At 65.8% G+C, this 15880-nt stretch carries 14 protein-coding genes; 7 read left to right on the top strand and 7 right to left on the bottom strand.

The features are described 5' to 3' along the window. The coding region (locus KF785_13645; GenBank protein MBX3147805.1) for an MBL fold metallo-hydrolase at nucleotides 1–346 on the bottom strand (346 nt) is incomplete at its 3' end. A 32-nt stretch (nucleotides 347–378) separates the two neighbouring features. Then, complete coding sequence (locus KF785_13640) at nucleotides 379–645, bottom strand: hypothetical protein (protein MBX3147804.1); 267 nt, start codon at nucleotides 643–645, stop codon at nucleotides 379–381. Nucleotides 646–903: 258 nt separating this feature from the next. On the opposite strand from KF785_13640, the gene KF785_13635 reads away from it, so the two are divergent. The 3 genes from KF785_13635 to KF785_13625 all read left to right on the top strand — a co-directional run bounded on the left by KF785_13635 (nucleotide 904) and on the right by KF785_13625 (nucleotide 3706). After that, nucleotides 904–1995 carry a hypothetical protein gene (locus KF785_13635; GenBank protein MBX3147803.1) on the top strand — a complete coding sequence of 364 codons (1092 nt, stop codon included), beginning with the start codon at nucleotides 904–906 and terminating at the stop codon, nucleotides 1993–1995. A 79-nt stretch (nucleotides 1996–2074) separates the two neighbouring features. Continuing rightward, nucleotides 2075–3460 (top strand): divalent metal cation transporter, encoded by a 1386-nt coding sequence (locus tag KF785_13630; GenBank protein ID MBX3147802.1) that lies wholly within the window; start codon nucleotides 2075–2077, stop codon nucleotides 3458–3460. 3 nt (nucleotides 3461–3463) lie between these two features. Continuing rightward, the gene (locus tag KF785_13625; protein ID MBX3147801.1) at nucleotides 3464–3706 is read left to right on the top strand and encodes a hypothetical protein; all 243 of its coding nucleotides are present in this window, start codon (nucleotides 3464–3466) and stop codon (nucleotides 3704–3706) included. An 80-nt stretch (nucleotides 3707–3786) separates the two neighbouring features. On the opposite strand, the gene KF785_13620 is transcribed toward KF785_13625, so the two are convergent. The 3 genes from KF785_13620 to KF785_13610 are packed head-to-tail and all read right to left on the bottom strand — an operon-like array spanning nucleotide 3787 to nucleotide 7873. Continuing rightward, entirely contained in the window at nucleotides 3787–6459 is a 2673-nt protein-coding gene (locus tag KF785_13620; GenBank protein ID MBX3147800.1) for a carboxypeptidase regulatory-like domain-containing protein, read from the bottom strand. After that, the gene (locus KF785_13615; protein ID MBX3147799.1) at nucleotides 6456–7376 is read right to left on the bottom strand and encodes a FecR domain-containing protein; all 921 of its coding nucleotides are present in this window, start codon (nucleotides 7374–7376) and stop codon (nucleotides 6456–6458) included. The genes KF785_13620 and KF785_13615 overlap by 4 nt, the downstream gene beginning before the upstream one ends. Then, nucleotides 7373–7873 (bottom strand): RNA polymerase sigma-70 factor, encoded by a 501-nt coding sequence (locus KF785_13610; protein MBX3147798.1) that lies wholly within the window; start codon nucleotides 7871–7873, stop codon nucleotides 7373–7375. Before KF785_13610 ends, KF785_13615 begins: the two co-directional genes overlap by 4 nt. Before the next feature lie 212 nt (nucleotides 7874–8085). Here KF785_13610 and KF785_13605 point away from each other — a divergent pair, with 212 nt between their 5' ends. Continuing rightward, nucleotides 8086–9168, top strand: coding sequence for a fasciclin domain-containing protein (locus KF785_13605; GenBank protein ID MBX3147797.1), 1083 nt, complete (start codon nucleotides 8086–8088; stop codon nucleotides 9166–9168). A 156-nt stretch (nucleotides 9169–9324) separates the two neighbouring features. Here the strand turns inward: KF785_13605 and KF785_13600 are convergent, their stop codons facing one another. Further along, nucleotides 9325–9588: a hypothetical protein gene (locus tag KF785_13600; protein ID MBX3147796.1), complete on the bottom strand. Its 264-nt coding sequence runs from the start codon at nucleotides 9586–9588 to the stop codon at nucleotides 9325–9327. Nucleotides 9589–9729: 141 nt separating this feature from the next. After that, nucleotides 9730–10599 carry an alpha/beta fold hydrolase gene (locus KF785_13595; protein MBX3147795.1) on the bottom strand — a complete coding sequence of 290 codons (870 nt, stop codon included), beginning with the start codon at nucleotides 10597–10599 and terminating at the stop codon, nucleotides 9730–9732. Between the two features lie 108 nt (nucleotides 10600–10707). Here KF785_13595 and KF785_13590 point away from each other — a divergent pair, with 108 nt between their 5' ends. From KF785_13590 to KF785_13580, 3 genes are all read left to right on the top strand, one after another. Beyond that, nucleotides 10708–11310: a sigma-70 family RNA polymerase sigma factor gene (locus tag KF785_13590; GenBank protein ID MBX3147794.1), complete on the top strand. Its 603-nt coding sequence runs from the start codon at nucleotides 10708–10710 to the stop codon at nucleotides 11308–11310. A gap of 123 nt (nucleotides 11311–11433) precedes the next feature. Continuing rightward, entirely contained in the window at nucleotides 11434–12378 is a 945-nt protein-coding gene (locus KF785_13585; protein ID MBX3147793.1) for a FecR domain-containing protein, read from the top strand. 134 nt (nucleotides 12379–12512) lie between these two features. Then, nucleotides 12513–15872, top strand: a complete 3360-nt coding sequence (locus KF785_13580; protein MBX3147792.1) for a SusC/RagA family TonB-linked outer membrane protein — start codon at nucleotides 12513–12515, stop codon at nucleotides 15870–15872. Nucleotides 15873–15880 lie beyond the last annotated feature (8 nt).

Below are 15880 nucleotides of genomic sequence, written 5' to 3'. Positions count from 1 at the left end.
TGCCGCCAGCGTGATCATAGTGGGCATGCGAGTTGAGGATGATCCGGATCTCGGCAGGGTCGAAACCGAGCTCGCGAACGTTGCTCAGGATCAACGGTGCCGAGTTGGGCAGGCCGGCGTCGATCAGGATGTGACCATCGGATGAGGTGATCAGGAGCGCCGCAAGCCCACCGGTGCCAACGTAAAATGTGTTGCCGAACAGGTGGCTCGGCTGACGAGGCGCGTTCCAGCCTTCACAGCTGGGACAGTCCACCGCGGAGTACGGTCGGACCAGCGACGAATCCTGCCCGAGCAGCGCGGCCGGATAGAGCAGCAGCGCTGCCAGCGAACAGGCCTTGAGCGTCATGAACGGTTCTCCTTCGTTTGTGCGGAGCAGGCTTACGGAACCCAGCGGCGTGCGAACAGCACGACGATCGTTGGAATTCCGAAGAGCAGGAGGAGCACCGGAACCTCCTCACGGATCGAGTAGCCGGCTTTGGCAACGCCCACCCACATGTTGAAGCCTGTCAGGATCAGCCAGACGCCGATGCCAATCCCGACCGCCCACTGGCGTGCGTTGGGGAACTCAGCTGTAAAGAGTTTCCCGAGGATCAGCGATGCAGCCATCAGGAGCAGTCCCGCGACCAGGAAGTAGCCGGTTCGCATGGGGCCTCGGAGGTGAAGGGGCGCACCAGCCGGCATCCGGGGTGGAGCCAGCATCGGCAAGCCGGGGGAAGATGACGGGGGTGTCGGCGACTCGAAAGTGCCCCCATCCGTGCCCCCATCGCTAAGCTCCCGTCAGGACGCCATTCTTTCGGGCTGGTGCGTTGCGGGCGGGCAGCGTAGCTTGACGCGAGTGGAGATTAGCCTCTTCGCCCCGGAGAATCTGGTGCTTCCCGCTTTGCCGCTGTCGATCTCGCTGTCATGAGCAGGTTCAGTGGCGTTGCATTAGGCGGCGCGGCACTCGCCGTGCTGTTGGTGGTCGGCGTCTGGGTCGAGCGTCTGATTCCCCTCGAGCTCCCGCGTCCCACGGGGCCGTTGTCGGTCGGCCGGACGCACCGCGCGCTCGGCGACGACCTGACTGCATGGATCTGGTATCCGGCGCTGCACGACGAACCGGCCGCGCCCTATCTTCCGGACAGTGTCGCCGAGGAATGGGCGCACGATCGGCCCACCCTCATCAACCTTCTGACCCGTAAGCTCGGCAACGTGCGTGCGCATGGCGTGTTCGACGCGCCCTTCGCGGCCGACTCGGCGGACCATCCGGTGTTGCTGTTTCGAGGCGGCGGCGGTGGCGGGACGCTAGGCTACACGGTGCACTTCGAGGAACTCGCCAGCCGTGGCTATGTTGTTGTCGCTGTCGAAGGCGGCAGTGGCGGCAATCCCGAATCGTGCGTTGGGCGACCCGATGAGGACGCCTGTGCCGCGAGGCTGATCGACAACGCGACGGTGGCACTGGGATCCGCGCTCGATCGCCTTTCCCACCTCCCCACGACGGATCCGATCCTTGGTGGACACATCGACCTGAGCAGGCTTGGCGTCTTCGGGCACTCCTTCGGCGGAGCTCAGGCGTTCGCGTTCTGCGCCGCGGACGCGCGATGCGCGGCTGGCGTGAATATCGACGGGAGGCTCTTCGGCAGTCTTGATCGGGTCACTGTGACGGCGCCATTTCTCTGGCTGCTATCGGATCATGGAGCCGCCCGCGATTCGATTAGTCGACAGATCGAAGACCGGATCCGGCGCGCCTATGAGCGACAGCCCTCCGACTCGCGGATGATGGCAATGATCAAGGGCGCAAACCACTTCGCGTTCAGTGAAGATGGTGCGCTGCTGAAAAGCGGCATCGTGCGCGGCATCCTGCGCCTGGTCGGCGTCCTTGGCTTGGACGGGAGGCGCCAGGTCGAGGTCTCGGCGTACGCGGTGCGGAGTTTCTTCGACGCGTGGATTCGAGACGGCGACCCTGCAACGGTTGCGCTCACCTCGCCGTCGTACCCGGAGATTGTGTTGCGGCAGTGATCGCGGAGCAAGCGCGCCCTGGGCCGACGCCCTAGTGTTGTAACCGATTCCACACCTGTACACGCGAACGGATGGTAGCGTGAACGAGCAATTCGACAGCGTCTCCCCTCGATCGAAGGCGGCGTACCCGCTGGCCGAGGGGATCCCTCCTGACGTGCTAGATGCCGAGGCGGATCGGTTGGAGGCACTTGCCCAGGAATCCTGGTTCCGTCGTCTCCCAGTCTATCTCCGCCTCGGCGGGCCTGGCTTTCTGGGTGCGGCCCTGACGCTCGGTGCCGGTACGATGACCGCCGCGATGCTGTCCGGGGCGCGGTTTGGCTACAGCACCCTGTGGATCGTCTGGATCGCGATCGGGTCCGGGGTGTTCATGATGGCAGCGATGGCCCGCATGATGACCCGCGGCGGGTTTCTCCTCATCGAGAAGCAGCATCAGCACCACGGTGTCGTCGTCTCCCGAATCCTCACGGCGTTCGTCGGACTCGTAGTGGTCGCCGTCGTCTTCAATCTCGGTCAGGTCGCGCTCGGTACCCATCTGATCGAATCGCTCGGCGCGCAGGCGGGGGTGTCGTTGCCGCAGGCGCGCAACTGGCCGCTCTACGCTGTCGTCACCGCGTGGATCGCGCTGAGTTACGGTCGCGGCGGCCGCCGAGGCACGGTGGCGGTCGAGAACTTCATGAAGGCGGCGCTTGGGCTCATGCTGGCGGGTTTCGTTGCCTGCCTGTTCGTCGTGGGCGTCGACTGGGGCGCGGCGCTCCGCGGCCTCTTCGTGCCGTGGTTGCCAGAGGGCAGGGTGGGCATCGACCTCTTGATCGCCTCGTCGGCCGCGGCGGTCGGTGTGATGGACTGGGTCTTCTTCTATTATGCTGGCTTGGCAAAGGGTTGGGGGCCGCGGCACGAGGGTCTGGCCCGGGTGGACATTTTTGCCGGGCTCGCGCTGCCGTTCCTGCTGGTGTACTTCGTCATCGTCGCGGTGTTTGCGGCCACGCTGCATCAGGCGGGGGGCGATCTGCCGCAGACCGCTGCTCAGCTTTCACAGGCGCTGGTGCCACTGCTCGGCGAGCGGCTGGCGGTGCTGGCGTTTCTCGTGGGCTTGCTGGCCGTGCCCATCACGACCACGGTCGGCATGAGCATCGCGTGCGCGGTCGGGATGCACGAGGCGTTCGGCTGGAAGCCGGATGTGCGCTCCTGGCGTTGGAAGGCCTGCATCCTCCTGCCGCAGATTGCGTTGCTGGGAGCGTTCCTGCCGAACCCGATTGGCCTGATCATCGTGATTGCGGCGCTCTTATCCCTGACAAACAACATCGTCGGCTGGTCGTTCTATCTGCTCTTCAACGATCGGAAGGTGATGGGCGACCAGCGGTCGAAGTCCTACTTCTGGAATCTGGGTATCCTGGTGCAGGTCACCCTCCTCAACGCGGTCGCTATCATGTGGGTCCTGAATCGTCTTGGTCTCTGGGGGGCATAGACTATGGATTGGCTCGACCGCCCGCTTGGTCCGTTTCGGGTTCGTGCCTGGGGGCTGCTGGTGAACTTCGTGATGAACGCCATCGGGTTGACCGGGCTGGCCTTGTGGCTGGGTGGCCGGTCGGGGCCGCTATTGATGGCCCTCGGCTTTGCGGGCACGGCGGCCTGCGTCCTGGTACTTGCCGTACCTGACCGTCGGCGAGCCGGCGCGCCCGAGACCCCTGGGGACGAGGCGTATCACGAGTGAAAGGGCGGCTGGCGTGACCGAGCCCAGGCCGATCGGGAACGGCTGGCGAAGCCGTTCGTGCCGGTCGGGCCGTTCCGCAGCTACCGACCTGTGCGCACCGAGATCAGCAGCTGACGGCGCGGCAGCAGGCGGGGGGGAGTCGCGAAGGCCGTTCCACTTCCAGGGGGCTGTGGCACCAGCCAGCGGTCCAGTTCATTGGTGACGTTGAGGGCGTTGAGCACCGTCACACCGACCTCGGTGGTGGTTCCCCCGATGGGCACAGCCCAGGTGGCGCCAACGTCCGCGTCGTAGAGGGTACTCAACCGGTCATTCCCCGGGCTGCCAATGGGAAGCTCGTCCCCGCGACCGCTGAGGGTGAGCAGGTCGTAATACACCTGCCGGAGCGCCCAAGTGCGGCCCCAGATCCCGCGCGCCCGCGCCGAGAGCGCGAGCGATCGGGTCGGGGCGACGTCCACAGCGAGCAGCACCCGGTGAGGCTCGTTCCAGGATGTGGGTTGTTCGCGGCCGCCGAAGCGCGAGGGGAAGGTGCGGCGCGATACGCTGTAGTCGTACCCGGCCTCCATCCGAACGGGACCCTGAGTGCGGGTTACGCGGATGCCGCCTCCGGCTGCTGTTCCCTTGCTTTCGGCCAGGATTGGCGCCGTCCCGTCCCGATCGAGCAGAGCGGCGTTGTCCAGCGCCTGGAGGTTCGGTAGCCACTTGGCGTACAGTTCGCCACGGAAATCCCAGCCTCCTGGCAGCTGCCAGAGCGCTTCTGCCGCGAGGTGATAGGCCAGAGGCGGTCGTACCCCGGGACCGACCGGTAACCAGAAGCGCACTACCGGCACCAGCGCGCTCGGCCCAACCGAGGCCACCTCGAACTGGTTGACAAACTGGCGATGGACGCTGCCCGACAGGCGCCAGGAGACCTCGCCCTGCGCGAGCGGTGTATCGCCGCTCAGCGCGATCCGCGGTTCCCACCAGGTGGCCCGGCCGGCCGGCATGACGGTCACCCTCGTGCCGGCATTGAGGACTGTGCTGGGGCCGAGCTGGGCCCGCAGCGATGCCCAGGGCGCGATTCGAACCACCGAGGCACGGCTCGCCATCCGCCGGTACACGTCATTGTCCATCACCATCTCGCTCGTGGTGCGCGCGACATCCATCCCCGCGACCGCCGTCGTTCCCGTCCCGAGGGCGTGCGAGAACGACGACTCGATCGCAGCCTCGCGGATCCCGTTGCCCTCGTGCGGAGGAAGCAAGCCTGCGGGCGTGGTGGCGCCTGCTTTCACTTGCTGCACATGGTCGAGCTGATGGTCGCTGAAACGCAGCCTGAGGAAGCCTGACGTACGGGCGCTGAATAGAGCCTCGTAGCGGAGTTGCGCTGCCAGCGTCTTCCAGCGGAAATGATCGCTGCTGGCCAGGGTGAGCGTGCTCCCAGGATCAACAGGTGCAACGGCAGTCAGGTCGGTCCCGATCTCGTTGCTGGCGTAGTAGGCCGACGCGGCAAGTGCGCTGAAGGGCGCCAGTTGGTATCGGGCGGCTGTATGCAAGTCGGCGAACCGAATCCGATTGTCGATGGTGGTGGGGGTGAATGGCGTTGTGACCGGGATGCCGGCTGCTACCGGGGAGAACTGACCGAGCAGAATCCGGTCAACGCCTGTCCAGGACTGCAGGGTCTGACGATACGGCTCGGGAGTGACGAGTCCCCAAAGGCTCCGTCTCACAGCCACGAGGGTCTGAAGCCGATGTGCTCCGACCGCGAGGGGGAACGCAAGGCGGGCACTCACGGCGAAGGGATCAGCGGCGAGCGCGGCCGTGGCCCGCCTGGTGTCGCCAACCGCCTGCTCGAGGTCGATGACACCTGCCGTGAAGCTCCCGAACTCGACGCCGAAGCCGGCTTTCCGGACTGTTACCTGCCGCACGGCGAGCCGGTTGAGTCCACCGAAAGTCCGGCCCATCGGCACCGGATCGAACACGGGCACCCCGTCGATGCGGTACTGGTGCTCGCCCGCCTCTCCCCCCTGGATATGCAGGTCGCTGAGCGTGCTCCGCTGTGCCACCCCCAGCTGGTTGGCGGCGGCATGTACCAGCGTAGCCGGTCCCGGTTCGCGAATGGCCGAGTCGGCAATGACGACGTTGCCCCTGGCAGGGAGACCAATTGGCGAGGGATTGCCGTTTACGATGATGGGGTCGAGGGCCAGCGGCGAGCGAACGAGGTGGACCAGCTTGCGCAGGCTGCCGTCCGGCGGCAGGTCGATCTCGACGCCGCCACGCCGGTAACCGATGGCCATGATCTGTATCTGGTAACGCCCCGGCGGTAGCCGCGCAAACGCGAACGTTCCCAACTCAGAGGTTTCCTGAGAAGGACCGGCCCCGATGTGCACCCGGGCGCCAGCGAGTGGCTGCCCCGTCTCTGCATCGATGACTGCTCCGGCCAGGGCGGCGAGTCGGGGTGCCCCCGCCGCCTCAGCGATCACGACGTAGGTGCCGGACGAGAGACGATAGAAGTCGAGGCCTGCCTCGCGCACGATACATCGGAGCAGTGTCTCGGCCGGCACGCCGCTCGCGAGGCATGAGACCCGCTGCCCCCGGGCAAGCGCCGGGTCGAAGACCAAGCTGATACCCGACAGCTCGACCAGCCGCTCGAGGGCCTGGGCAACCGGCACGTAGCGCAGCACGACGGAAACCCGCGTCGTGTCTTGTGCCGTCACCCCGTGGGTAAGGAGCGTGAGTCCGAGGCCGGTCGTCCAGGCAATTCCCAGGCAGCGCGTCACTCGAGCACGAATCCCCTTGCTGTCTTCCGCCAGGTAAGGTCGCGAGCCGTGGCAAGGTCGCGGACGATCGTCTCCAGACTCGTCGTGCCGGGGTAGTAGAGGCTCAGTCGCAGCTGCGCCGCCCGCTCGTTGCGGAGATCGACCTCCATCCCGTATTGCCTGGCCAGTCGCTCGAAGATGAGTTCCAGTGGCTCGTCGACAGCTGCGAAGCCTCCGGTTCGCCATGGCGCGAGGTGGGCAGTGGCAATGGTACCAGGACGCGTCGGGCCGCCGTTCCGATCGACTACGGTCCGTTGACCCGCGCCGAGCACCACCCGCGCGGATCGGTCGCGCCCGGCCACGGCCACCCGTCCTTCCTCCACCGCCACGCTCACCTCGGCCCCGCTTCGGCCAACATCCACGGCGAAGCGCGTGCCGAGGACCGTGATGTGTGCGCTGCCGGCCGTCACCCTGAATGGCCTGCCGGCGCTTACGACGGAGAAGAACGCGCTTCCCTCGAACTCGACGTCCCGGTAGCCCGTAGTCCCAAGATTCCTGCGCCAGCGGAGCACCGATCCCCCCGCGAGGTCGACCGCGGAGCCGTCGGGCAGGGTGACCGTTTTCCGCTCGCCCGGCGGAACTCGAATCGCATGGCCTGTGGTCCAACGAATGCCGGCGACGGTGATCAGCAGGGCTGCCGCGGCCGCCAATGTCAGCAGGATGCGACCCCGGATTTGGCGGCGTGGACTGATCACCGGAGCCGCGGCCATGCGCGCCTCGATTCCGGCCCAGTTTCGGGCCCGGGTGATCTCCTGAATCGGAGCGGGTGTTGTGTTCCCTAAGGCAACCCAGAGACCGCTGAGCCGTGCGCCGTCGGGGTGCTGGCGAAGGGCATGGTCGAGTTCGGGAGGCAGCCCGCTGGCGGAATTCTGACTCATGATCGCCCTCCAGTGGAGGAGACATTCAAGCGGTCGCGGAGGTGCTCGAGGGCCCGGACGAGGTGATTGTTGACCGTGCGCGGCGCAACGCCCATTACGGCCGCGATCTCCTCATGCGAGAGGCCCTGGACCCGGCTCAAGGTCAGGGCTTCTCGCTGGCGGGGGGGGAGTTGCTCTACCAGCCGGCTCAATTGTTCGCTGAGCTCGCGTTCGGCCTGGAGTGCTTCGGGGCCAGGATCGCGCCACTGGAACGGCGCCTCGTGCTGTGCCAACAGCCGTTCGCGGGTCCGCTCATCGCGCAGGTGGTTCAGTGCCAGGTTCCGCGCCGTGCGATAGAGCAGGGCAAGTAGCGACCGCGCCGGGTCGAGCGAACTGCGTGCGGACCAGATGCGGATGAAGGCCTCCTGCACCACGTCATTCGCCTCGGCCCGGTCTCCCAGAAGCGCCCTGACGTAGCGTAGTAAGTCATCATGAGTGGCTTCAAACAGCTCCGCCATGGCAGAACTGTCGGAGCGGCGAAGGCGGGCGGTCCACACCGGAATGGACCCGGCTACCGGTTCGCTGGCTAGAGTCATTCTACACCTTACCCGCAAGGCCGGCCGGATGACCAGTGCGGCCCGCCCTGGGGCGCACGCTGGTCACGGATGCGATCTCACGGGTACTTACTCGGTCTGAACCAATCTCTCCCAACCAACCATCAGGAGTAGTCATGCGGACCAGAGTGACCCACGGCCTGGCGGCCGTCGCCCTTTCCGTGCTGCTCGTTGGCTGCGGTGATTCGCCGCCCACCGAACCCAGCAACCCGATCCCGCAGCCGGACCTCTCCATACCCTCCGGCGAATCCGTGGCAGAACTGCAGGCCGAGGCAAGTCGCGAACTCGAAAGGCTCGAGGCCGGCGAGCTGCGGGTTGCGGCGGCCGCCCCGTCGGGCGGCAAGAAGACGATTGTCGAGATTGCGTCGGAAACGCCCGATCTCTCCATTCTGGTGCAGGCGGTGGTCAGGGCTGGCCTCGTGGATGCTCTCAACGCGCCCGGGGCCCGGACCGTGCTGGCACCCACCAACGATGCGTTCGTTGCTCTGCTGGGACGACTTGGCCTCGGTTCGCTGGAGCAGATTCCCATTGCGACGCTGCAGACCGTGCTGCTGAGCCACGTGATTCCGAAAGTCAACATCCGGACCGATTTCTTCCGGCCGCTGGACTGGCTCGACATCCGGTCCTCCACGCTCGGGCCGATCACGATCGAGTTCGAGCGGGCCGACCGAGCTCGGGCATTCACGGTGAATGGCATCGATATCGTCGCGGGCGACATTCGGGCGTCGAACGGGCTCATTCACGTGATCGATCAGGTGCTTCCTGTGCCGGACTCGCGACCCACCATTGTCGAGGCAGCCGTGGCGCTTGCGGGCCAGGGTCAGTTTACGGCTCTTGTGGCGGCCGTGGTGAAAACAGGGCTCGTGGATGCGCTCGCGAATGAGAATGCAAACCTGACCGTGTTTGCCCCGACGGACGCGGCCTTTGCCAGGCTCGGCCTCACCGCCGCGTCAATCAATGCGCTCACCGATCCGGCGCAGATTGACGGGCTCCGGGCGGTGCTCCTGGATCATGTGGTGGGGCATGAGTTCTCGAAATCTGAACTTCGGGTGTTCCGGTTCCTTCGGCCGCTGGGCAAGCTGCTGTTACGGATTCAGGGTGATGTCGCGTCGGTCAATGGGATCCGTTTCGTGGCCCTCGATGCGGTCGATGCGCGAAACGGGGTCATTCACGTCATCGACGGGGTCCTGGTGAAGTAGTCCGCAGCGAAGCAAGCTGCAGTTCGGCCCGGCAGGGTGTTCCCTGCGGGCGCGGATCCAACCTTGGGGGCACGTTGTCTCGGTTGCCGTTCTACCGAAACCGCGTGTCGAGACAACGTGCCCCCGTGCCGCCCAAGATTGAACTGCAGCCGTTGCTCAGGCGGCCTTCTTCTTCAGGAGCCCTGCGACCAACGGCACGATGAGGCCAACCACGGCGGAGGCAGTGGCGTTGCCGGCCGTAGCGTTCCCCAGGAGCCCCGCCAGCTGGCCGCCGAGCAGCTGGCCACCCCCAACGCCGCCGGCGGCACCCAATACCGTGTTCATGAGCGGGCCCAGGCTCTTGGCTTTGTTGAGGAGGCCGCCGAGGTTGCCGCCGACTGCGCCGCTGATCACCTGAATGAGGATCGACGAGAGGTCCATTGCCAGCTCCGCGAAAAGGAGTGGGTCTGCCCGTGGAAAGGGTACCGGGCAGGAGCCCGAGGGGCGTTCCGTCCGGAGAGGATGCGACCAAACCCGGGTTTGCGCCAGGGAGGGCTGCCTGTTGTCCTCCCGCGATTCCCGCTAACGTCGTTCGAGGAAGGCTGCAACAGTTCTGTTGAAGAGGTCGGGCGCGTCCAGATTGACAAGGTGTCCCGCCTTCGGAACCGTCACCACCGTCGTTCCGGCGACCCCATCTTTCAGCAGACGCGCGATCTCCTTGATGTGCGGCAGGTCGGTCTCGCCAACGATGACGAGGACCGGGCTGGTGATTTCCCCGAGCCGTTCCCTGGCGGATGGCACCAGCGGCTGCTCGGTACGCCGATAGGTCCACAGCCGCGCATTCTCCATCACCAGAGCGGTGACCGCAGTCGCTGCGCTTGGGTTGGCGTGCAACGCCATGATCGGCGTTTCGGCCCACAGCCTCGCAGCCCGGGCAGGATCGCCTGCCGCGGCGGCTTCGAAGACGGGACTGGCCCACGGTAGTGGCGGGGTCTGGTAGCCGCCCAGGCCCGGGGCGGCCAGCACGATCCCGGCAGTCCGGTCCGGATATGCAATGGCAAAGTTGATCGCAAGCTCGGCACCGGCGGAGAGACCGACCAGTGTGGCCCGTCGAACGCCGAGCGTGTCGAGCACAGCGCGCAGGTCGTCGTAGCCGGTGTAGGGGGTACCCGGGGGGACCGATTTCCCGTGTCCGCGCAGGTCGAAGCGAATGACCCGGAAGCGATCGTCGAATGCGGCGACCTGAGGCTCCCACATGCGCCGGTCGAGACTGAATGCATGGATGAACACGAGGGCGTCGCCCGTTCCGGATGCCTCGTAGAACACCCCGGCCGAGGTGGTGCCGGCAACCGATTGCGCAGCAAGAGGTGTTCCCAGCGGTGCGCCTATTGCGAGCGCCGCAAGGAGCGCTCGATACCCAGCAGAAGGACCCGACGACGGCGTGGTGTTCATAGGATTGCAGCCCATATCCCGACGTGATGCAACCCCGTTTGGTTTCAGCAGTCTCACCGGCGGGACAATGGATTGCGCCCGCCACATGGCAACCGGTACATTCGACCGATGCAGCCGCTCCGCCCGCGCGCCCTCGTCGGTTCGATCGAGAGTTCCGGTCAGGAACCCAGTGACAACACACTCCTGCTGAGAATTCGCGGGGGCGACGAGGCTGCCCTGCAACAGTTGATGGCACGGCACTGGAGCCGGCTTCACGCCTACCTCGATCGTCTCCTCCTCAACGCCGACCTCGCGGAAGATCTGGTGCAGGAGACCTTCGTCCGGATCTGGACGCATCGCGAGAACTGGCAGGCGGACGGATCGGTCCAGGCGTTGCTGTTCCAGATCGGCCGACGATTGGCACTCGATGAGCGGAAACGGCTGAGCCGCCGCCTCTCGGCAATGACCCGGATCGGCGCTGACCCCGGCCTGAGTCCTCCGCCCTCGGACTTCCTGGAACACCAGGAACTCGAAGCGGCTGTCAACCGGGCCGTGGCCGCGCTTCCCGAGCGCCGCAGGGTTGCCTTCCTGATGGCCCGGTGGGAGGGACTCTCCCACCGGGAAATTGCCAATGCCCTCGGCATCTCGGTTCAGACCGTAGCCAACCAGCTCACGACGGCGCTGGCCACGCTCCGGACCGCCCTGCGACCCTACTTCGACCCGCCCCGTTGACCCGACCTTTCCAGTCCGAATAGTAGTTCAGCCGCGTCCGATCGTGTTGTGTCGTCACCCTGCCGTCCGGCCCGCTACGGACCGACCCGGCCCGGGGGAGATCCTTCAGGGATTCAGGTTCGCATGGATGAGCTGATTCAGCGATCGTTTTCTGGCGGCCTGAGCGACGTCGAGGCAGGGCGGCTGCGTTCCTGGCGGCGAGCCTCGCCCGAGAACGAGATCCACTATCTCGAAATGCTGCGTCTCTGGGAACTAACCTCCCCCGAGGCCGTGCCTGGTCGATCGATGCCGCCAGGCGCGCTCGAACGGGTGCTGACCACCGCCCGCCGGCGTAAGTCTCGACGGATCGGATGGCGCACAGGGCTGGCAGCTGCGGCGGTTGTCCTCGCCATGGCGGGTGGGGTGTGGTACGGCCTCGATCGGTGGGAAGGTCCTCTCCCGATTGGCGCCGCCGAGTTCTCGACGGGTGACAACGAGCGGGTCACGATCACCCTCAACGATGGCAGCTTCGTGCGGCTTGGCCCGCGCAGCCGCCTGTCGTTCATCGCCCGCCCGGGAGCCCGCGACATCTGGCTCGATGGGCGTGCGTTCTTCGCGGTGGCGCCCGATCCGCGTCGTCCGTTCCAGGTTCGAACTCGATCGGGCAGTGCCACGGCGCTTGGCACGCAGTTCGAAGTCCTCGTCGATGCGGACAACCTTCGCCTCGCCGTGGTCGAAGGACGGGTCGCGCTCGAGGCCGAAGGTGGTGAAGTCGAAGTCGGCGCCGGCGAGGTGAGCCATACCCGTGCCGGCTTGCCCCCGTCTGTGGTCAAAGTCGACGACTTCTCCGCGCTGGTCGACCTCCCCACGAAACTCCTCGTCTTTCAGGCGACACCCTTGCCGCAGGCGGCACGCGAACTGGAGCGGCATTTCGGCGTGACGACGAGGCTGACCAGTCCGCTCCTCGCTGATCGGCTGGTGTCGGCATGGTTCGAAGGCGAAAGCCTCGAACTGGTGGTCACCACGATCTGCCGCGTGACGCAGTCCTCCTGCACGATTCGCGGCGACACGGTGGTGGTGCAGCCATAAGCGCGCACGCTCGCCGCGTCGTCGAGTAGTAGGTCGAGTAGTAGTTCGACTCCCAGTTCGGCGTGTACTCTCCGATCGGCCGCATTTTCTGTCCTTGGCCCGTTGTCGGACGCACGTCCGCGTGGAGGTTGCTGATGTTCGCTGCACGCTGCACCGTCCCTTCCCTCGTCGCACTCGTGGTGGTGCAGGCCGCAACAGCGGCCCAAACGCCACGTCAGCTGAGCAGTCATGATGCCGGCGTGCTTGCCGCTCGCTCGCTGCTCGCGGCTCCGGCTCGACTCGAGATCAGAAGCGCGGCACTGAACAAAGCGCTCAGCCAGCTCCGGGCCACGTCGGGCGTTGCGATCGCGTTCAGCGACAACCTCTTGCCGGCTGCCGTCAGACGAACTTGCGACTGCGCCGACCGAACGGTCGGTGAAGCGCTCGGCGTGCTGCTGCGCGACACGGGACTTCGATTCAGCGTGGTGGGAAGCCAGGTGTTGATCGAGCCGGTGCCTCAGATCCAGCCGTCGCAGACTGAGCCGTCCAGTCTGGCCGAGCCGATCCACCTTGCCTCGGCGAGTTCTGTGACGAGTCTCGGAGCGGCGATCTCACGCGTGGTCGATCGACCGCTCGTGGCGGTAGTGGCCGGCCAGGTGGTCGACGAGCGCGCTCAGCCGATCGCCGGGGCGACCGTCATGCTGGTGAACGGCACCGCTCGTGCGACCACCAATGCGACCGGCCGCTTCAGTCTCGAAGTGCCTGACCGATCGGGTCAGAGTATCCGAGTGACCGCGATCGGATATCGGCCCCACGTGGAGCCGATTCCCTCAGGGTCGACGAGTGATCTTCGCATCGTCCTGACCCAGGTCGTCATCAACCTCGACGAGGTCGTCGTCACGGGCACGCCGGGCGGAACCCAGAAGCGCGCTCTGGGAACGGCCGTCGGTCAGATCCGCGCAGCCGAAGTCGTCGAGCTCGCGCCCGTGACGGACGTGGGCCAGCTGATGACCTCGCGCATTCCGGGTGTCTCTGTTCGTGCTCGACAGGGCTACGCTGGCGCTGGACCACAGTTCACGGTGCGGGGAACCTCAACGTTCTCGCTCAACGATCAGCCCCTGATCTATGTCGACGGCGTCCGGGTCGACAACCGGGCCAATACGGGTCCGATCACTCGCGGATCCTCTGGCTTCATGTCCCGGATGAACGACGTCAATCCCGAAGACATCGAGCAGATCGAGGTCATCAAGGGACCAGCCGCGGCCACGTTGTACGGTACCGAGGCGGCCAACGGCGTGATCCAGATCATCACCAAGCGGGGCAAGGCAGGCGACCGGCCTGTGCTCGAGCTGGCGGTGCGGCAGGGCTACAGCGCCCTGGCGAACCCCGAGGGCTGGTTTCCCGATGCCTACCAGGTCATCAACGGAGAGTTGCGGACCCTGAATCTGATCCGCCAGGAGAGCGAGCGAGGCACGCCCTTCTTCCGGACCGGACACAATCAGGGTTACAACCTGAATGCGAGTGGCGGCACCTCGACGCTGCAGTACTACCTGGGTGGTGAGTTCGATCGGGATGAGGGAGTGCTTCCGGGCAACGACGCTCGTCGTCTCGGCGCCCGCGTCAACCTCACGATTACTCCCTCGGACAAGTTCACGGCGTCGACCAACTTCTTCCTTGCCAGCGGGCACACCGCCATCGGCGACCCCTTCAACAGCGTGCTGTTCAACCTCTGGAGCGGGGTGCCCTCGCTTGCGGAGACGCCTCGGCGCGGCTTCTTCACGGCGCCGCCGGAGGTCATCAACGCCCTCCAGGAAGCGTGGCAGAGCACCGATCGGTTCACGGTCAGCACCCAGATGACCCATCGGCCGAATCGCTGGCTCAGCCACCGCGTCTCGGTGGGGCTCGATCTGACGAACGAGGAAGACGTCAACTTCCGGCGCCAGGCGAGTCCGGAACAGGCCGTGTTCTTCACGCCGCTGATTGCCTCGGGGGGCAAGTTCCTCAACCGTCAGCGCGTCTCCAACATCACGCTCGACTACGCCGCGACCGGTACCGTCTCGCTCAGCAACTCGCTGTCGTCGAGTACCTCCGCAGGGTTGCAGCACTACCGCAACCGGTATGCCAACGTCTACGCTGAGGGAGTGGGTTTTCCGTCAGCGGTCCTGCAGACGATTTCCGCCGCAGCGACGAAGCAAGGCAGTGAATCGTACGTTGAGAACGCTTCGGTGGGCGTCTTCCTGCAGGAGCAGCTGTCATGGAAAGACCGGCTGTTTCTCACCGGCGCCATTCGGGTCGACAACAACAGTGCCTTCGGGTCGGACTTCGACTTCGTCACCTACCCCAAGGCAAGTCTGAGCTGGGTGGTGAGCGAAGAACCCTTCTGGGGCGGCTCGCTCGTCAACCAGCTCAAGCTGCGGGCGGCCTACGGAGCCAGCGGTCAGCAGCCGCAGACGTTCGCGGCGATCCGGACCTACAACCCGACCTCTCGCGGCGACGGATCCTCGACGGTCACGCCCGGCGCGGTCGGGAATCCGCTGCTCGGGCCCGAGCGCGGCGCCGAGTTGGAACTTGGCTTCGAGGCGGGCTTGCTGAACGATCGTCTCAGTCTCGACTTCACCTACTACAACCGGCAGACGAAGGATGCCATCCTCAGTCGTCCGGTGGCGCCGTCCGGCGGGTTTACCACCGACCAGTTCGTCAACGTTGGCCGGATCGACAACTGGGGCCTCGAACTGCTCGCCACGGCGCGACTGATTCAGAAGCGCTCGTTGACGTTCGATTTGACCGCGAATGCGTCGACCAACAAGAACGAGATCGTCGATCTGGGCGGGCCCGAGATCATCTCGCTCGACGACGTCTACCAGCATCGAGTCGGCTATCCCGTCTATGGTATGTTCCACCGTCGCATCGTCCAGGCCGAGCACGGGGCGAACGGCATCACCACCAACGTCCTGTGTGATGGCGGGCCCGGCGCAGCGCCTGTACCGTGTGCCACGGCACCGCGGGTGTACTTCGGCTCGGCGGCCTCGAAATGGGAAGGCAGTCTGACCTCGACGGTCACGCTCTTCGGTCGACTGACGGCGTTTGCAACGCTCGAGACCCGCCGCGGTGCGCGGCTGATGGACGGCGACCGGATCGGTCGTTGCTCGGTGCGCATTGCCTGTCTCGAGAACCATCGCCCCCTGGAAACTGATCCGATTACGGCAGCCTACCTCCAGTCGTCGGGGATTCCGTGGGGGCTCTACAACAGCGACGCGACCTTTACCCGCCTGCGGGAGATCTCGCTCACCTGGGGCCTTCCCGCCAGCACGGCGCGCTGGTTTGGAGCGTCGCGGGCGCTCGTCTCGGCGTCTGCTCGCAACGTGGCGCTCTGGCAGAGGCTCTGGAGCGGCGACCCTGAGGTGACCTATGGCGCGGCCTATAGCGGGTCCTCTGCCCAGGTGCCGTCGACGACGAACAAGGATCGCATTCCGATGCCGGTTCAGTTCGTTGGCTCCATTCGCGTCACCTTTTGAGGAGATAG

The organism is Gemmatimonadales bacterium, from assembly GCA_019637315.1.
Classification (GTDB): Bacteria; Gemmatimonadota; Gemmatimonadetes; order Gemmatimonadales; family GWC2-71-9; genus SHZU01.
The sequence above is the reverse complement of the archived record's forward strand: the minus strand, read 5'-3'. Positions and strand labels throughout refer to the sequence as shown.